Origin of the sequence: Providencia sp. NPDC089933, assembly GCF_049545585.1 — a bacterium.
GTDB classification, from domain to species: Bacteria; Pseudomonadota; Gammaproteobacteria; order Enterobacterales; family Enterobacteriaceae; genus Providencia; species Providencia huashanensis.
The window spans coordinates 178697-196086 of record NZ_JBMWDT010000004.1; the positions used below are offsets into that span (position 1 = coordinate 178697).

Consider the following 17390-nt stretch of genomic DNA (forward strand, 5'->3'; position numbering starts at 1 on the left):
CACTATCTGTTTAAGCTAATGCCAGCTCTGGCTGAATTATGCTATAGATTTGATTTTTAAGCGTAGTTTGTTGGGCTAGAAGATAAACATGTTCTGCTACGTCTGCCCGCATCACTAAACCGTGAACATCATCTACTTGTTGTAATATCGCTTTTCCTGTTGCTTGTCCGTGCAGTAAACCACCAGGGCGAACGATGACATAATCGAGAGAGCTCGTTTGTAACCATGATTCAGCAAGGGATTTTTCACGCACGGCTTGACCAAAAGCGGTACGTGCCCGTAAAGACAAATATTGCCATGAATCACCGCATCCAAGCGATGTCACGAGAACCATGCGAGATATACCAGCCTGCTCGGCACAATCAATTACAGTGCGGTGAGCTAAATAATCCTGTGTTCCCCCCATCGTAGAAATAACCGTTGCTGAGGCGCCAGCTGCTTGGCAAGCTGACGAAACGACGGCCTTATCACAAGCATCACCCCTAAACACCTGTATGCCTTGATCTTCTAGCATTTCGGCTGATTGAGAATTACGCACTATTGCGATAACAGGACGTTTATCCGTAACTGCCAGTTTAACAACCATATTACCGACGCCTTTACCACCAGCGCCCAAAATTAACCAAGGACTCATTCTTGTACCCCTATCAATCTTTATGCCTGTAACTCATTAATATGCAACTTTGATTTAATCAAATTATCAACCTACTGCTCCTAGCCCGTCTATTTCATCCTATCCCCCACAATAAAACATTACTTATTTTAATGTTTTATTGTGAAATACTATTTTTTACATTCATTAAAATGTGACTAATCTAACTTTTTTATTAAAAATTTTTTAAGTGAAAAATAAATAAAACAACAATTAATTTACAAAAAAATTTTTAATATCAATAGCTAACACACCAAATACCGAGTCTATCATATTGATACCCATAATAATATCAATGTTAATGCGAAGAATTATCATTTGCATTTATATTTTTATTTGATTTAATGACACCCGTTATATATCAGAAAAATGATAATTACCATACTAGTAATATCATTATTATCTTTAATTAAAATGGAGTATTCCGATGAAAAAGTTAAATGTTATTGCTCTAGCATTCGCAGCATGCGGAATGTCTTTTAGTACCTTTGCCGCTGTCGGTTCTGATCAAAGCCAGCCTTTTGATCCATCGGGCCCTTCCGTACAAGTAGGTGCCACAGAAGGTACTGCTGGAGGCCATGGTGGCGCAATTGGTGACCCTGGAATAGGAGTTCAAGCTGTCTATGGCGGCAAAACTATTTCTTTTTCTGGTTTAACAAAAATGGCTCCAAAACAAGCTGGAAATGAAGCCCATGTGATTTCAATGCCTAATACTCCTGGCAATCCAGCCACACACAACAAAATGGGCGTATTCAATTTTGCACAAGTTGCCAACGCTGAAATTTACTTTGGTGAATGGTCATCAACAGGCCAAGTCAATGACACCACACATACTGCTTATTACTCAGGTAAAGATGTTACTAGCAATATGCCAACGGCAGGAACTGCGGAATATTCAGTGAAAGGGATTAGCCAATACAACGGCGGTGCACTAGCGACGGGAACTTTGACGGCTAACTTTGGTAGCAAATCATTAGCAGGGAATATCGGTAGCACAAATATCGATGCCAAAATTAAAAATAACGCAACCTTCGCAGGGGATGCAACGCTAAATGGCGCTGTCGGTGAAGCTCGCGGTCACTTCTTTGGCGACCAAGCGAAACATATAGCGGGTGTGACTAAATTTAACGACCAAAGTAAAGATATGGCCTTTGGTGGGAGCCGAGGAGATATCTCCCAGTAACGTGTAAATCAATTTAGGTGGTCAACAAAGCATGATTGACAGTTGGCTGCCTACCTTTAATGCCGAAAACAACCTATGCAATATTTTTTACTTTTTTCCGTCACAACTATATTAGTACTTTCTTTCCCTACATTCTCAGCAAGTCTGGATACAGACCGAGAACAATTATTATGGCAGAAAGACAAACAAAACTATCGTGATAAAAGCGCCGTTGTTCCCGGCAAAGACCAACAGTTACTCCCTGATGACATGTCTATTAATCTTAGCGGTAAAACTTACACGCTGAGAAACAATGCCCAAGATTTAGGGCAAGCAATTTATTTAGCCATTAACCATCGGCAATTTCAGGATGTACAGCGTTTATTAAAACGCTATCAGGCTTTGTCTGACGCTGATCCGTTATTGATTTTATTTGCTAAAGCCGAAATAGAAAAATCGCAAAATCACTACCCTCAGGCCATTGCGTATTATCAACAGATATTAGCGTTATCCCCCCAATTTCTACGAGTCAAGTTGGAATTGGCTCGTGCCTATTTTGAAGACAACCAAAATAAAGAATCATTAGCGTTATTCCAAAGCCTAATTAACGATGAGACCCTCGCTTTGCCTGCTGGGGTTCAACAAACTATTCAACAGTTTATTGGCGCGATTGAAAACCGTACGGCTTGGACAGGAAGTTTATCTTTTGGATATAAATACAACAGTAATATTAATCAAGCCCCTAATAAAGATAAAGTTTGGCAAACGCCGGGCGGCACATGGAAAATGGCCAACCCAATCGCGTCTTCAGGGCTTACTTATGATGCTAGCCTCAGTAAAATTATCCCAATAACAGGAAACCATTCCCTTCAAATCAAGGGAACATCCTATGGTGATCGCTATCCACATTATGCTGAGTATAGTGAAAACACCTCATCTTTCGCTGCCTTATATCGCTTTAATAATGCAAATACAACCGTATCTTTGGGCCCGCAACTCGAACTAAAAACCGTCAATGAAAAGCGTCGATATTTAGGAATGGGGGGACGAATAGACGCAGATTATCAATTCACCCCTCAAGTGATCCTGACAACTTCAGCTGATTATCAACAACTTCATTATCAGAAACCCTATGACAGCGCTGATGGCTCGCGAACAGCACTTCATATGACGGGGATTTACGGTATTACACCTAATAGTTCCATATTTTTAGGTGCTGATGCCACTCGCGTAACCACTGAAGTTCGCAGTGACAACTATGACCAACTTGGCGCACGGGCTGGCTTTTATACGGTATTAACACCCGATATTCATTTCTTAGCATTAGCAACTTATCGAGAAAGCCAATTTGGTGCCTTCAACTATTTGCTAAATGTTAAGCGTCATGATCGTGAAACTATGTATTTTGCGCGATTAAATTTTCCAAATTACACACTACTAACCTTCACGCCTTATACCAGTTACCGCTTTCGAAATAATAAAAGCTCGGCAGATGGGATCTATTCCTACCATCAGCACGAGGTTTCAGTTGGGTTAGAAACCCGCTTTTAAGTGTTATGGCATAGAGAAAAACAAAATGTACAAATACAAATTAAAACCTATTACTACTGCAATTATTACCACCCTCTTTTTCCCAGCAACGACTCAAGCGGAAAAGAAAGAACATATTGGCACTATTACTGTTCAGGATTCCGCAAAAACCATCAAGGAACGAGACCAACAAGGCTACGATGATCAATATGATGCCAAGGGTTCTAAGGTATATTTAGGTAAAGATCTAGTTGAACGCTATAAAGGAACCAGCACCGCTGACGTACTAAATAGTGCAATTGGTGTATACAGTGGCGATGCGCGTAATAGTGGAGCATTAGACCCTAATGTCCGAGGTATTCAAGGTCAAGAGCGCGTCCCCGTCACAGTCGATGGCACAGAACAATCTTTAACGGTCTATCGTGGTTATAATGGCGCCAATAACCGTAATTATGTAGACCCTAACCTCATTAGCAGTATTGATATTGAAAAAAGTGGTTCACTGGTTAGCGATATCAAAACATCCGTTGGTGGTGGGATAGCAATTAGAACTATAGGAATAGATGATGTTGTCGCCCCCGATGAGAAATTTGGCTTTAGTTTAAAGCTAGAAACCAGTAGTAATTCGACACGAGAACGAGTACCAAACTTTGGATATGGTAGCGATTATCGAGATCACCCTGAGATCTATAAAAACAATAACTATGTTTTTTCAGACCCCGTCGTTAATATCACCCCAAAATCTCGCGGTAATGCGCAATTTTTCAATTTTAAAGATAACGGTGGGAGAATAGCAGTAGGTACCCGCCAAGAAAAATTTGATGTTATGGCGGCCTATGCATACCGCCGACAAGGCAACTATTTTGCTGGCAAAAAAGGCGCTCATCGCTACCAAGAAGCAATTCAGCTCAACGAACAACAAACAGTGCAACAGCAGCTAGGCCCAGACCCATACCTCCCTTTCGCAGCCAAAATATATGCTCCCGGGAAAGAGGTCACAAATACATCTAATGAATTAGAATCTTATTTAATTAAAACAAATTTGTATCTCACTGAAAACCAAACATTACATTTAAGTTTTAGGCGCAGCGAAAGTACCTATGGTGAAATTATGCCTTCGCGTATCGGCTTTAAAGAAATTGAAGGGAAACAAGTGCTTCCTCAATGGCCATTAGCCCACTTTACGGTAAATGCCTATAATGCAGAATATGCATGGAAACCTGATGACAATCCATTGATTGATCTAAATGCCAATATCTGGATGACACACTCTGTTGGTGATACAAATACCTCAGGGGGTTACCCTCGTGAACCTAAAGAACGTGATTGGGGGTTTGAATACGGCTATGGAAACGGTAAAGACCCTAATATTGACGGTTCTTTAATTAATACTGCCGCAACAAACTCTGAAAATGACCGCATCGGTTTCAACTTGCGAAATACAATGGCACTTACACCAGATCTGGACTTAACGCTACGCGGGTCAATGCTTAAAGAAAAATTAGACTCTAATGATGTGCCCCCCTCCCAATCAGCTAGCCCCTTTATTGCTCTCCCCCGAAAAGGGCATCGGCAAGAGACAACCATTGCTTTTAACTTTAACTATAGGCCAACAACATGGTTAGAGCTTGATGCAGGCGCAAAATATATTGATGGTTGGACAGAAGATGATTACTTAAAAGAGCAAATGAGAAAACGCACCAATGGTTTTCAAAACCCTGATGAACGCCTTGCTAGAAGGATCAACTACAACCGAATTTTGACACAAGAAGAATATGACAAAGCCGTCGCTAAAGGTTATCAACCCTTTGGCGGTTCTTATCGTAATAAACAAATTTTAACTGAGGTATTAGGGCTTGATGATGTAGATTACCATGTTTATATCACCGAGAGAAAAGACCCTCAGCGACCAAACGAAAATGGCGTTTTAGACGTCAGTTTCCGTACTGACTGGAAATCGGATAAAGATGGCCGTTACACAACAAAAACGAACCCTTTCCACAATGGCACTATCGACCCACAAGCACGCGCAATTGACCCCGTCACAGGTAAGGAAGTGTTTGTTTATAATAAAGCGTATGAACATCCAGCAAGCGAACTTAAGCGAAAACTCACAGAGGAAGAAAAATGGCAGTTTCCCGGCAAACAAAAAAGTCATGGCTGGGCCCCTGCTTTTGGTGCAAATATCTGGTTATCGGATAATGACCGAGTTTATGCACGCTATATCGAAACAATACGTTTACCAAGTATTTTTGAAAACAGTATCGGCTTTGCAGGCTCAAGTGAAGCCCGCAAAGAAAAAATGGTTTTTAAACCAGAACGAGCTAAAACCATGGAATTTGGCTATTCTCGTAACCTTCAAAGCTTATTAGGCGCTGAACGCCATGCAGATATAAAAATAGGTTACTACCACACTGTAATCGAAAATGCGTTTGACCGTGATGGTCGCCTTAACTTTATTCAAGTAAAAGAACATAAAACCGCAGGGATTGAAGCCCTCGCTCGTTATGATAATGGCGGGGTATTTATGGATATAGGTATTGATTACCGCTTGAAAAATGAAGTTTGCGATGACTCCGAGCCTGCAAAAGTAGACATTGGTAATCAATATAATATTTCCCAATGTACAACAGCTGGATTTCCCGGCGGCTTCTTGAGAACGCAGTTACAGCCCAAATATGCGATTAACTCGAACCTTGGGATGCGTTTTATGGATGAAAGCCTTGAAGTAGGAACTCGTTTACGTTACACCAGCAGCGTGCAAAATAAAGATGAAAAGAAAATGATGCAGCGTTACCCCGGTAGTTATTCAATGGCGAATAATAGCCCTATGCACTGGACTCCAACATTAACCGCCGATGCCTACGCTCGCTACCAAATAGATAAAAATATCAATGTTGAGTTTTTAGTTACCAATTTAACTGACCGTTATTATATCGACCCATTGACTCGTAGTATGATGCCAGCGCCTGGGCGCACATTACGCTTAGGATTAAATGCACAATTTTAATATTGGTTAGTTATTTATCATAAAAGGATACCCGTATTAATATGTAACGGATATCCTTAACTTATTTAAACGCCTTAACTCAAGTATCAATCTTTTTATCAAAGACCTGATATACCTTACCGCTCTATTATTTCTCTTATTCTAAAACGCATCATGATTCGACAGTAAGCCAAAGCCATCTTTACTTATTATTCTCGATCACCTAGGCGTTATTTAGTCTCTATAACCTTGAATAAACACACTTCATACTCCCCTCACCAGAACCAATGAAAGCAAATGAAAAACAAAAAGCTCACCTTATGCCAAATGAAAGTAAAAATGTAAAATTTGCAACCCTTATCACAAAATATCAATTAATAGTTCTAAATCATATAGATAAATATAAATCACCACACTTACACTATTTTGTTTTTCTTTCGAAACAAATCACAGTAGCTTTCGATTGGTCATTTTTTGTGATCATGACTTCAATTTCGACATTTTCGATCACTTACTTTTTGATATTATGCAAAAGTATAAATAATATATAAAAACACAAAACGAAAGAAAACGTAAACAAAGAGGAAGAAGCAATGACTGTTTCGCGCAGAAGCTTTATCAAAGGATTAGCAGCCAGCGGTGCAGCAATGTCGGTTTCTAGTCCCATTTTAGCCAACTCAGGGAAACCTTCTAATGGCATGCCAGCCCGTCCTGATAATGCTCCAAATTTATTGATCATTTTCCCAGATGAAATGCGTGCACATGCATTGCAATTTATGGGAGAAGATCCTTCGATTACACCTAACCTAAATAAGTTTGCCAAACAAGCTAAAGTAATGACACAAATGGCGTCTAACTACCCATTATGTTCACCATTTCGCGGCATGTTTATGACGGGTCAATATCCTGTTCGTAACGGCATAACAGGTAATGCTCATGACTATGGCGGTAAGGTCGGTATTGATTTATCTCCTTATTCGAAATGTTGGTCCGATGTATTGAAATCACTCGATTATAGTACAGGCTATATTGGAAAATGGCATTTGGATGCACCTTATGCCCCTTTTATTGAAAGTTATAATAACCCGATGGAAGGCCGTTATTGGAATGAATGGGCAGCACCTGATCGCCGCCATGGCTTTGATTTTTGGTACTCCTATGGCACTTATGACCTACATATGAAGCCTATGTATTGGGGGAATGATACACCACGTGAGAAGCCAATTTATGTCGACCAGTGGGGGCCTGAACATGAAGCTGATATGGCTATCAAATTTCTACGCAATGAAGAGGGTAAATACCGAGATACATCGAAGCCATTTGCTTTAGTGGTTTCCATGAACCCTCCTCACTCCCCTTATGACCAAGTGCCACAAAAATATTTAGACGTTTACAAAGGAAAAACCTCACAAGAACTTAATACCAGACCAAATGTAAAATGGGATACTGAATATCAAGAAGGCTATGGCCCCCAATACTTTAAAGAGTATTTAGCGATGGTAAACGGCGTTGACGACCAATTTGGTCGCATCGTTGACGAACTAGAAAAACAAGGTCTTGCAGACAATACGTTAGTCGTCTTTTTCTCTGACCATGGTAGTTGTCTTGGGGCTAATGGGCAGGCAACTAAGAACAACCCTTATGAAGAGTCTATGCGCGTACCAATGATGTTCCGTTTACCCGGAAAAATCAAAGTAGGACAAGATGATGCATTGATGTCTGCGCCAGATATATACCCAACAATATTAGGGCTACTAGGGTTAGAACACTGGATCCCCGGCTCAGTTGAAGGGAGTAATTTAGCGGAGCGTATAGCAACAGGTGAAGGCGATACCGCTAATTCACAGCTATACCTGTTTATTCCTTATGGCGAACCTTCATTTGGTAAACGGGGGGTAAGAACTAAAACCCATACATTAGTTATTGATCGCCAAGATGGCCAGCCTCTGAAATATACTCTTTACGATAACGTAAATGACCCTTATCAAATGAAAAATGTCGCTGATGAGAATAAACCGCTTATCGATAAATTAATTAAAGAAGAGCTAGTTCCTTGGTTAGAAAAGACAGGTGATTCTTGGAGACCAAGTGAATTTATTACAGCAACAACAAATAAATTAAACAAAAAAGTCACAGAATGTGAAACTAAATAATTAATATTAATTTGCCACCTCTCCTTAGGTGGCAATTTCATAAAAAATAAAACAATAAATTCTCTAATAAAACAGGGAACTACTACCATCATGCTTAAAGCATACAGCTTGGAATAAAGATAATGAAAAAACTATTTATCACTAGTGCCGTATTATTTGCAGTTTCTTCACAATATGCACTCGCTAATAACTATAAAACGACAATTGAATACCGTCATCAATATTTAGATGCTTCTGGGAAAAGTGGCGACCGTATTAAAGCCTTTTTGGATACTGGGAAAAATATTGGCTTTGAGTTAGATGCTCGCTATGGAAATAAAGATGGCGCATATGATGCAATGAAAATTGATGGTTCTGAGTTTTCTGCATTTTATTATAAAAAACTCAATCCAAACCTCGTTGGCCTTGTTGGTGCATCTCTTGATTTTGATAAGCTCGGTCTAGTTTATGTTCCTTACGTCCGCTTAAACTATACGTTTGATAACGGTATTCGCTTACAAGGTCGTTATAAATGGAAGGTTTGGGATTATGGGCAAGTTGGTGAAAACGGCAGCAACTACCACTCTAAAGTTCAAGAATTTGATAGCTGGATTGGTTATAAATGGAATAATTTAGACTTACAATATCAATTAGACTTAATGTGGGAAATGGCTGATAACGCACAACCTATGTATAACAATAAGAAATTTGATTATCAACATAACGTGCGCCTACGTTATGATATTAAAGCTGATGATGGCGCATTATGGCGACCATTTGTTGAAGTAGGTAACGTGAAAGAAAATCGTTTCTCAAGCGACCGTCAAACCCGTTTCCGCGTTGGTATTCAATATACTTGGTAATTAAGCAGCGGTTATTATTAATCTAAAAACATTAAGACCTATTTCTGAAATATTGAATAGGTCTTTTTATTTAAAAAAACATTGAGCACCCTACATTCTACAGTAATAACAATAAAAAAAACCGGTTATGTTTTATTACTAAAAACATAACCGGTGAAATAACAAATATAGTATTAAAAAGTAATAACAATGAGCAATGCTAAATGAATTTATAACCTAACAAAATAAATTGATAACTTCACTACCCGCTAATAAATAAGCTCCCGCACCATAATCCATATTATGTTCAAAATTAACATCTCTCGGGTTAAATGCAGGTAATTGTACATAACCTAACATACCATTAGGGTGAATACAGCCGCGTAATGCGACCCAAGCCTTTTCTAATACTGGGTAAAAAGTCTTTTCATCTAAAATATTATGATTAATTCCCCATGCTATTCCATAACAAAATAACGCTGCCGCACTACTTTCAGGCGCCGGGAAACTTTGTGGGTCAAGCAAACTCGTACGCCAAAAACCATCTTCTTGCTGATAAGGAATGATTGCAGCCAGTAATTCTGTAAACAAATCAATATAACGTTGACGATCGGGATGGTCACTCGGTAAGTGTGGTAAAATCCGAGGAATTGATGCGATAACCCAACCGATCCCTCTGCTCCAAAACACTTTCTCGCCATTCGCCTCACGTAGCTCACTACCTTGGCCATCTGGGATATAACGATAATCACGATAAACAAGCCCAGTCTCAATATCGCGTAAATGCTCAATTGCATCCCAATAAGCTTGATTCATGTAGTTTAAATAACGTACATCTTTTATTTTTGCCGAAAGCGCGGCAAATGCTGGGGGCGCCATAAATAAGGCATCACACCACCACCAATCTTCGCGACCCGCTTTGGGCTCTGCTAACATCAAATCAAACGCTTTAATCGTTGGCTCAAGAACTTCCGGTTGTAAAAATTGGCTACTCGCCACTAAATAAGCTTGCGTACAAACATGGTCATCCGCAAAGCGTGCATTAGGGCCTGGGCGAAACCCAGTATGAAGTGTGTAATTCATCACACCATCAAGGTATTCCTTATCTTGTGTCGCTTGCCATGCCGCAGCAACACAAGACCACAGAACGCCACGCTCCCAATCCGTATCTTTAATAAAACGGGTTTTTCCACTACGGCGGATCACACTACGTACCTGATTCGCAGACTGAAAACGGTATACTCGTTTCATATCCTGCAAAACAGTATTTCGTTGTAGCGATTGAGGTAATAATGATTGTTCCATTCTTATTCTCCTGATGGATTAACGGGCCAACCATCCACCATCTACCGCAATGGTATAACCATTAATATAGTCACTGGCTTTTGAAGCTAAGAAAATGGCAGGCCCTGCGAGATCATCTGGAGTTCCCCAACGGCCGGCAGGTATGCGCTCCACGATTGCTGCATTACGAGCCGCATCAGCGCGCAGTGCCGCCGTATTATCTGTTGCCATATAACCTGGTGCAATGGCATTAACATTAATATTATATTGAGATAACTCTGTTGCCAGTGCGCGAGTCAGCCCCATTACCGCGGACTTACTGGCCGTATAAGATGGCACCCGAATACCACCTTGGAAAGATAGCATTGACGCAATATTAATGATTTTGCCACCATTGCCTTGTTTTACAAACTGACGGGCAACGCGTTGTGATAGGAAGAATAATGTTTTTTGGTTAATGTTGATCACATCATCCCAATCTTTTTCACTAAACTCTAATAAGTCTTCACGGCGAATAATTCCCGCATTATTAACTAATATATCAATATGACCCATTGCCGATACTGCTTCGTCAACTAAATCTTGTAAGCCTGATTGTTCCATTAAGTTCATGGTAATGTAATGAAATTTGCGCCCTAATGCTTCTATCTGCTGTCGTGTTTCAGGTGCATCTTGTACACCAACCCCAACAATATCAGCTCCTGCTTGTGCCAAACCAATAGCCATACCTTGCCCTAACCCAGTGTTACACCCCGTAACGATGGCAACTTTCCCAGTTAAATCAAATAAATTCATGATGAGTTCCTCTAACGATGTGGGAATATCCCACATCGTTTTACTGTATAAGAAAAAAAAAGAGTGAAAGGAGTAACTATTTCAGATCTTTCATTGCGACATGGTCCATATCATGGAAAACTTGATTTTCCCCAACCATGCCCCAGATAAAGGTATAAGCCGCGGTACCTACACCGGAGTGAATCGACCAGCTAGGGCTAATCACCGCTTGTTCGTTGCGGACCACAATATGGCGAGTTTCTGTTGGTTCACCCATATAGTGGAAAACCACATTATCTTCTTTCATATCGAAATACAGATAAACTTCCATACGGCGCTCATGGGTATGACATGGCATGGTATTCCACAAACTTCCCGGCTCTAATACCGTCATCCCCATTGATAACTGACATGTTGGTAGGATTGACGGGTGCAAAAATTTATAAATAGTACGGACATTGCAGTTTTCAGCATTACCCAGTTTCTCAGGCGATGCTTGGTCAATCGTAATTTTACGGCTTGGATAAGCATGGTGAGCCGGTGCACAATTGATATAAAAACGAGCAGGTTCTTTCGCATCAATACTCATAAATTCAACTGTTCGAGTCCCCATACCAATATAAATGGCTTCACGCGGGGCTATCTCAAACACATCGCCATCGATAATAACTTTACCTGCCCCACCAATATTGATTGCGCCTAATTCACGCCTTTCTAGAAAAAAATCAACACCTAAGGCTTTCCCCGCCATTAACGCTAATGGCGCACTTGTTGGAACAATACCACCGACAATAATACGGTCGATATGGCTATAAGTGAGATTCATTTCCCCTTCACGGAACAGATCCTCAATCAGAAACTGTTGACGTAACCCTTCGGTATCGAGCGTTTTAGCATGCTCACTGTGAATTGGTTGACGAATTTCCATTATAAATACCTCATAAATTTACTGATGGGTTAACCATCTTAGTGATCGGCTTTCCCGAATACAGAGTGAACGTGTTCACCTCTGATGAATGTGTCTGTTAAATAAAAATTGTTATCAACAACAGCAAAATTGGCTTGAGCACCTTTACGGATATAACCAAATTGCTCGCTAATACCGAGATATTCAGCCGGTATTGCGGTTGCCATCTGAACGGCTTCCCATTCAGGTATGTGAGCTAAGCGCACCATATTGCGCAATGCACTATCCAAGCTACATGTACTCCCCGCTAAAGAACCATCGACAGTTCGAGCTTGGCCATTCGTGACTTTGACCATTTGTGCGCCAAGGGCGTAGTCACCATCAGGAAGCCCCCCTGCCCGCATGCAATCAGTAATCAATGCAATCTGTTGGTAACCTTTTAGGCGATAAGCCAGTTCCATCATGACAGGGTGGACATGAATACCATCGGCTATCAATTCAGCGAGTACATTGTGATATAACACGGCACCACAGCAGCCAGGTTCACGGTGATGTAACCCCGTCATCCCGTTATAAAGATGCACGCCACAATCTGCGCCACGCGCAAAAGCTTGGCTAGTCTGCTCATAATCCGCCGCAGTATGTGCAACACTGGTTTTAATTTTATGTTCAACAAGCCAATCAATAGCTGAAGTGGCGCCTTCAGCTTCAGGGGCTATAGCAACACGCAGTAAAGAACCTTCTGCACATCGATAAAGCTCATCAAGCTCAGCAACTGTAGGCGCTTTAAGGTATTTCACTGGATGCGACCCACGATGCCTTTCTGTGAAATAAGGGCCTTCAAGGAAGCTTCCTAGCAGTTGTGCACCGGATGTTTGTGGTTTGGAGGTAAAGTCTCGGATGCTGGTTAACGCTTGCTGGATATCATCCATTGGGGCTGTGACCGTCGTACCGACCCATGCCACAACTCCCGTTTGGACTAATTCATCTGAGATGGTTTGCAAAGCAGATTGACTTGCATCCATCACATCACAGCCGGCTCGTCCATGAATATGAATATCGACGAATCCGGGTAGCAAACTGCGGTCTTTAAGATGGATAATCGGGCAGTTTTCAGGCGCGATATTCGTAACTTCCTGTACAATGCCATCATTTATCACCACATACTGCTGGTAACGGATGCCCTCTGGAGTGAACGTCCTATCCGCTAAAATTGCATATTGCTGGTTCATAAACCATCTTCTTCATTTTCAGGTTCAGACGACATAGCAAGCTGCTCACGGAGGTCTTGGATACTTGTCATACCAATCTCTCTCAGAACCGACAGTAACTCACTGGCGGTGGTATCTTCACGTTCAAATGCAGCATTAACTATCATAGGAAGGTTGACGCCAGCTAAGACTTCAACAGAGGGGTTTTCCATCATAATTGCCATGGCACGATTACATGGAGTGCCACCCGGAAGGTCGGTGAGGAAAACAACTTGCTCACAAGACATCGATTGAATAGCGGCACGCATTTGCTGCTCTAATTCATCGGGCGATATTGATTCAATGAAATCAATAAACACCATATTCTCCTGTTCACCTGCGATAGCTTTTACTGCCGATGCCATACCACTTGCAAAATTGAGGTGACCCGAAATAATCAAACCAATCATTCGTATACTCCTAAGCGGGCAAACCCATTTGCCCGCAAATATCTAACTTACTTACAGAACACCCAATACGTGACCAATCACACCGAATGCCAACATTGAAAAAATAAGTACAGGAGGTTTAGCCCAAAAGCCTGTGCCCTTGACCATTTTGAACATCAGGAAAACCAAGCCTAGCGGTAGTAAATTCGGCATAATTTTGTCGAATAATGCACTTTGCAGCTCAACAACCTTGCCACCTAATTCAATCGAGGCCGTTGTTTGCACCTTTATGAAAGTAGCGGATAACGCACCGATAACAAAAATCCCCATAATGTTGGCGGCTTTCGCTAATTTTTCAGTCGCATCACTCATATTGACCATCGCAGCTGTACCTGCGCGATAGCCCATAAACATCAAACCGAAATACACAAAGAAGTGGATTATTTGATAGAGAAAGAAAAAGACAAACGGCCCTGCAATAGACCCTTCCATTGCAATAGAAGCGCCTAATGCTAACGTCAATGGCATTAATGTCATGTGGTCGATAGCATCACCAATCCCACCAGTAGGCCCCATACCTGCAACTTTCATCACGTTGACCGTTGAAGGCTTCTCTTTGTTTTCCTCCATAGCAACCGCTGTGCCGAGCAAAAACGTAAACAACTTTGGACTCGCATTGAAAAATTGCAGATGGTTTTTTAGTGATGTCGCATAGTCCCGCTTGTTGTTTCCATGGATTTTGCGCAAAGCAGGGATAATTGAAAAAGCAAATCCACCACCTTGCATGCGTTCGAAGTTAAAATTACCTTCCATAAATAAACCACGAAACGCACATTTCCAAAGATCGCCTTTCGTTATTACCTTACGAACCGTTGTATCCTGATACTCATCAACACCATCAACATAGGACTCAACAGGGAGGTTTTTCGTTTGTTCGATTGCTTTGTTATCAGATACCATCTTCAAAATCCTCATTTTTCTGTGAGTTATTGTTGTTACTGTTACCGCTGAAGAAGTAATACAGTGCTGCTGCGGATGCGCCAAGTATTGCTACCGCCATGATGGGAAGCTTCAAGTAAGTTGTCATAACAAATCCAACGAAGAACACGCCCGCCACTTCTTTTGACCACATGATTTTTAACAACATAGCAAAGCCAATTGCTGGTACCATTTTCGCGCCAATACCTAAACCTTCTAGCAATACTTTTGGCGTGTTTTGATCTATCCATTCCGCAGCATGTTCACCAAAATAAACCGTGACGAATGCAACAATGGAATACAGTAATGAACGAACAGTAATAGTGGCTATCAACAGTCGAGAAATACCCGATGCATCGGCTTTTTCTGCATAACGGTCTGCTTTACCCATAGTAAATGCAGTCATGGCGAAGAAACCGATAATGATCATTTGCATTAGCACTGCGATAGGCATCCCAATCCCCATCGCAACTGCAGGTGATTGATTAGTCATGATGGCAAAAGCAACGGCCGCTATAGTCCCTAATGTGACATCTGGTGGCTGAGCCCCTGCATTAGGAACTAACCCTAACCATGCAAGTTCCAGCGTAGCGCCTGCAATCAAACCGACTTGCATATCACCCATAATCAACCCAACAACAGGGCCTGTAATGAGTGGCCTGTGAATGTTTAGCGCAACATCATACTTATCTATACCGCAAAAGAAGGCCCATAAAGCCACAAGAGAAGCTTCATAAATCATAATAATTCCTTAAACACAGTTGTTTTAAGTTATGCCTCAAGCAGCCTTAAGCCGTTGCAAGCGCTAACACATCCACTGGAGATTGGTCAGGTGTATTTTGCACGGTACAGGTGACGCCTTTATCCACCAAACGGCGAAATGCCTCCAAATCACGTTCATCAACAGACACCGTCTTCGCAATCTGTCTTTTCCCTTCATGGAAATGCATATTGCCAACATTACAGTGCGTTATAGGAACACCACCTTCAACTAAACGAGCAACGTCAGTTGGGTTATTGCAAAGTACAAAAATTTTCTGGCGAGGAGATGCTTTACTAATCACATCAATGGTTTTTTGAATAGAGAAAAAGCGGACCGCATATTCTCCACCTGCTGATGCTTTCATGCCAGCTTGCATAAAAGCAGAATTGGGTCCATCAGCAGCGTCATCATTCGCAACAAGAATTAAATTTGCTTCCGTGTGTTTACCCCATGTAATACGAATTTGCCCATGTAATAAACGTTCATCGATTCGGGTCCAGACAATATTTGGTGTGTGCATAACTTGCTCTCTTATTATTTGTTGTGTCTATCTCAAGATAGCGATTCGCCATCTTTTTGATATGAGAACGGGTAAATAGTAACACCTTGAACAACCCGGTTAATTTCTCCTGTTGGAGAAGGGTTATCCGGTGTATTCCCCAGTGCAATAGAGCTATGAAAAGCAAATGCTTGCGCTAACATTAGATAAGGAAATAGTAACGCTGCGTCAGAACAATGCTCCAGTTTTGAAATATAAATGAAATTATCTTTCAAAAAAATATCTTCAGAGGACGCAGTGATCCCGATCACCTTGGATGATGCATTATCGTGAATTACCTCTCGTAATAAGTCAGTTTCATACTGTCTGGTATACGGGTCATTCGAAAGAAATAAAACGACTAGCGTGTCTTTGTTAACGATTGATTTAGGGCCATGACGAAATCCTAATGGAGTATCAAAACTAGCCACCACTTTACCTGCGGTAAGCTCTAACATTTTCAAAGCCGCTTCCTGTGCAAGCCCCTGAAGCCCCCCACTACCTAAATAAATCACACGTTTGAATTTACCTGCATAGCTCTCACGAATTATTCGGTTAAACTGCTGATAATTATCATGATATTGAGTGAAAAATGGTAAGATTTGTTTATTAAAGAAAGTATCATCTAAGAAAATGGATAGTGCGGCCATCATCATAGATGAAAAACTTGATGTCATGGCTAAAGAGCGGTCATTCGACTCTTCTGGCATCAAAAGTGCCAATGCATTAGGGTTATTTTGGCAATATTGGAATAATTGCCCCTGTGAATTGCAAGTCAGCACTAAGTGGTAACATTGAGATAAACACTTTTCAGCGACATCAAGAGCTGCAACACTTTCAGGGCTATTTCCAGAGCGAGCAAAAGAAACTAACAAGGTCGGCACATCTTCAGCTAAATACTCTTTCGGGTCAGAAACCAAATCTGTTGTTGCTATTGCATCAACACGACGCTTAAGATGCCCAGTTAATATAGGAGCCAGTGCACGTCCGGCAAATGCAGAAGTGCCTGCTCCAGTCATAATAATACGAGCATCTGGTGCTGATAAAACTTTAGCTAAAAACGCATCAATTTCAGTACGTAATGCTTTCACTGATAACGCCGTTTTTTGCCAACATTCAGGTTGCTGCTCAATTTCTTTTGCTGTCCAGAACGCATTAAGTTGTTCTAGTTCAGCCGGTTGATAACTTAAATATTCCATG

15 protein-coding genes are annotated in these 17390 nt (G+C 41.2%); 5 read left to right on the forward strand and 10 right to left on the reverse strand.

Annotated elements, in window-relative coordinates; all coding sequences use genetic code 11:
• Positions 1-10 precede the first annotated feature (10 nt).
• Complete coding sequence (locus ACPEH5_RS07990; protein WP_187550066.1) at positions 11-634, reverse strand: SDR family oxidoreductase; 624 nt, start codon at positions 632-634, stop codon at positions 11-13.
• 445 nt (positions 635-1079) lie between these two features.
• Between ACPEH5_RS07990 and ACPEH5_RS07995 the strand changes: the two genes are divergently transcribed.
• From ACPEH5_RS07995 to ACPEH5_RS08015, 5 genes are all read left to right on the forward strand, one after another.
• Complete coding sequence (locus ACPEH5_RS07995; RefSeq protein ID WP_042845264.1) at positions 1080-1835, forward strand: Slam-dependent surface lipoprotein; 756 nt, start codon at positions 1080-1082, stop codon at positions 1833-1835.
• Positions 1836-1910: 75 nt separating this feature from the next.
• Positions 1911-3365: a porin family protein gene (locus tag ACPEH5_RS08000; RefSeq protein WP_048608007.1), complete on the forward strand. Its 1455-nt coding sequence runs from the start codon at positions 1911-1913 to the stop codon at positions 3363-3365.
• Positions 3366-3390: 25 nt separating this feature from the next.
• Positions 3391-6354: a TonB-dependent receptor plug domain-containing protein gene (locus ACPEH5_RS08005; RefSeq protein WP_281110440.1), complete on the forward strand. Its 2964-nt coding sequence runs from the start codon at positions 3391-3393 to the stop codon at positions 6352-6354.
• 572 nt (positions 6355-6926) lie between these two features.
• On the forward strand, positions 6927-8486 hold the full coding sequence (locus ACPEH5_RS08010) for a sulfatase-like hydrolase/transferase (protein WP_166685687.1): 1560 nt from the start codon (positions 6927-6929) through the stop codon (positions 8484-8486).
• Between the two features lie 122 nt (positions 8487-8608).
• The gene (locus ACPEH5_RS08015) at positions 8609-9328 is read left to right on the forward strand and encodes an oligogalacturonate-specific porin KdgM family protein (RefSeq protein WP_042845267.1); all 720 of its coding nucleotides are present in this window, start codon (positions 8609-8611) and stop codon (positions 9326-9328) included.
• Positions 9329-9544: 216 nt separating this feature from the next.
• On the opposite strand, the gene ACPEH5_RS08020 is transcribed toward ACPEH5_RS08015, so the two are convergent.
• From ACPEH5_RS08020 to ACPEH5_RS08060, 9 genes are all read right to left on the reverse strand, one after another.
• The gene (locus ACPEH5_RS08020; protein WP_042845268.1) at positions 9545-10612 is read right to left on the reverse strand and encodes a glycoside hydrolase family 88/105 protein; all 1068 of its coding nucleotides are present in this window, start codon (positions 10610-10612) and stop codon (positions 9545-9547) included.
• An 18-nt stretch (positions 10613-10630) separates the two neighbouring features.
• Positions 10631-11386, reverse strand: coding sequence for a 2-dehydro-3-deoxy-D-gluconate 5-dehydrogenase KduD (gene kduD / locus ACPEH5_RS08025; protein ID WP_042845271.1), 756 nt, complete (start codon positions 11384-11386; stop codon positions 10631-10633).
• A 76-nt stretch (positions 11387-11462) separates the two neighbouring features.
• Entirely contained in the window at positions 11463-12293 is an 831-nt protein-coding gene (gene kduI, locus ACPEH5_RS08030) for a 5-dehydro-4-deoxy-D-glucuronate isomerase (RefSeq protein WP_042845272.1), read from the reverse strand.
• 38 nt (positions 12294-12331) lie between these two features.
• Positions 12332-13504 carry an N-acetylglucosamine-6-phosphate deacetylase gene (gene nagA, locus ACPEH5_RS08035; RefSeq protein WP_042845274.1) on the reverse strand — a complete coding sequence of 391 codons (1173 nt, stop codon included), beginning with the start codon at positions 13502-13504 and terminating at the stop codon, positions 12332-12334.
• Complete coding sequence (agaF, locus tag ACPEH5_RS08040) at positions 13501-13932, reverse strand: PTS galactosamine/N-acetylgalactosamine transporter subunit IIA (protein ID WP_048608013.1); 432 nt, start codon at positions 13930-13932, stop codon at positions 13501-13503. Before agaF ends, nagA begins: the two co-directional genes overlap by 4 nt.
• A gap of 51 nt (positions 13933-13983) precedes the next feature.
• A complete protein-coding gene (locus tag ACPEH5_RS08045; RefSeq protein WP_042845278.1) occupies positions 13984-14871 on the reverse strand; it encodes a PTS system mannose/fructose/sorbose family transporter subunit IID in 888 nt (295 codons plus the stop codon).
• The gene (gene agaW, locus ACPEH5_RS08050; protein ID WP_042845280.1) at positions 14861-15631 is read right to left on the reverse strand and encodes a PTS N-acetylgalactosamine transporter subunit IIC; all 771 of its coding nucleotides are present in this window, start codon (positions 15629-15631) and stop codon (positions 14861-14863) included. The genes ACPEH5_RS08045 and agaW overlap by 11 nt, the downstream gene beginning before the upstream one ends.
• 46 nt (positions 15632-15677) lie before the next feature.
• Entirely contained in the window at positions 15678-16172 is a 495-nt protein-coding gene (gene agaV, locus ACPEH5_RS08055) for a PTS N-acetylgalactosamine transporter subunit IIB (RefSeq protein WP_042845281.1), read from the reverse strand.
• 32 nt (positions 16173-16204) lie between these two features.
• A complete protein-coding gene (locus ACPEH5_RS08060; RefSeq protein WP_206227030.1) occupies positions 16205-17389 on the reverse strand; it encodes an SIS domain-containing protein in 1185 nt (394 codons plus the stop codon).
• Between the last annotated feature and the right edge of the window lies 1 nt (position 17390).

Coding starts and splice junctions, on each gene's coding strand:
- ACPEH5_RS07990 (WP_187550066.1), bottom strand. CDS start 634: ATGAGTCCTTGGTTAATTTTGGGCGCTGGTGGTAAAGGCGTCGGTAAT.
- ACPEH5_RS07995 (WP_042845264.1), top strand. CDS start 1,080: ATGAAAAAGTTAAATGTTATTGCTCTAGCATTCGCAGCATGCGGAATG.
- ACPEH5_RS08000 (WP_048608007.1), top strand. CDS start 1,911: ATGCAATATTTTTTACTTTTTTCCGTCACAACTATATTAGTACTTTCT.
- ACPEH5_RS08005 (WP_281110440.1), top strand. CDS start 3,391: ATGTACAAATACAAATTAAAACCTATTACTACTGCAATTATTACCACC.
- ACPEH5_RS08010 (WP_166685687.1), top strand. CDS start 6,927: ATGACTGTTTCGCGCAGAAGCTTTATCAAAGGATTAGCAGCCAGCGGT.
- ACPEH5_RS08015 (WP_042845267.1), top strand. CDS start 8,609: ATGAAAAAACTATTTATCACTAGTGCCGTATTATTTGCAGTTTCTTCA.
- ACPEH5_RS08020 (WP_042845268.1), bottom strand. CDS start 10,612: ATGGAACAATCATTATTACCTCAATCGCTACAACGAAATACTGTTTTG.
- kduD (WP_042845271.1), bottom strand. CDS start 11,386: ATGAATTTATTTGATTTAACTGGGAAAGTTGCCATCGTTACGGGGTGT.
- kduI (WP_042845272.1), bottom strand. CDS start 12,293: ATGGAAATTCGTCAACCAATTCACAGTGAGCATGCTAAAACGCTCGAT.
- nagA (WP_042845274.1), bottom strand. CDS start 13,504: ATGAACCAGCAATATGCAATTTTAGCGGATAGGACGTTCACTCCAGAG.
- agaF (WP_048608013.1), bottom strand. CDS start 13,932: ATGATTGGTTTGATTATTTCGGGTCACCTCAATTTTGCAAGTGGTATG.
- ACPEH5_RS08045 (WP_042845278.1), bottom strand. CDS start 14,871: ATGGTATCTGATAACAAAGCAATCGAACAAACGAAAAACCTCCCTGTT.
- agaW (WP_042845280.1), bottom strand. CDS start 15,631: ATGATTTATGAAGCTTCTCTTGTGGCTTTATGGGCCTTCTTTTGCGGT.
- agaV (WP_042845281.1), bottom strand. CDS start 16,172: ATGCACACACCAAATATTGTCTGGACCCGAATCGATGAACGTTTATTA.
- ACPEH5_RS08060 (WP_206227030.1), bottom strand. CDS start 17,389: ATGGAATATTTAAGTTATCAACCGGCTGAACTAGAACAACTTAATGCG.